The sequence below is a fragment of the Treponema sp. R80B11-R83G3 genome, assembly GCF_054786115.1.
In genome coordinates this window covers 1-477 of sequence record NZ_BDHF01000471.1, presented here as the reverse complement: position 1 = coordinate 477, position 477 = coordinate 1, and the positions used below count along the sequence as shown (strand labels likewise).

At 53.9% G+C, this 477-nt stretch carries 1 protein-coding gene and 1 pseudogene; one reads left to right on the top strand and one right to left on the bottom strand.

Going from position 1 to position 477, the window contains the following annotated elements:
• The coding region (locus ACYVRH_RS14525; RefSeq protein ID WP_461257575.1) for a DJ-1/PfpI family protein at window positions 1-142 on the bottom strand (142 nt) is incomplete at its 3' end.
• Window positions 143-180: 38 nt separating this feature from the next.
• Here ACYVRH_RS14525 and ACYVRH_RS14520 point away from each other — a divergent pair.
• Window positions 181-477: pseudogene (locus ACYVRH_RS14520) on the top strand (glycine--tRNA ligase); the annotation flags it as partial.

The following is a 477-nucleotide window of genomic DNA, read 5'->3' as shown; positions in this document are numbered from 1 at the left end:
AGCCAAGAGGCGCGAGTACAAGAGCGGGAGCGGCGCAAATCGCGCAGACCAATTTTCCGTTAGCTGCCATGTCTTTGACAAGAGCGCCTGTCTCTTTTGAAGCAGCCAAATTTGCCGTGCCGGGCATTCCGCCGGGAAGAATTATCGCGTCGTAGTTTGTTCCCTGTTTGGCAGTTTCGGCAAGCGTGGTGGAAGGAAATGACCCGTCTCCACGACAATATCGTGGGGCTGGACGCGGCTATTTTGATGCACCCCCGAACATGGGAAGCGTCGGGACACGTTGAAAACTTTACCGACCCGTTAGTCGATTGCAAAAAGTGCAAATCCCGCTTTCGGGCAGATCAAATCCCGCAGGAAAATCTTACTGCGAAAAAATGTCCCGACTGCGGAGGAGAGCTGACCGACACCCGCAAGTTCAACCTGATGTTCAAAACCCACATCGGTCCGGCGGAGGACACAGCGAGTATCATCTACCTT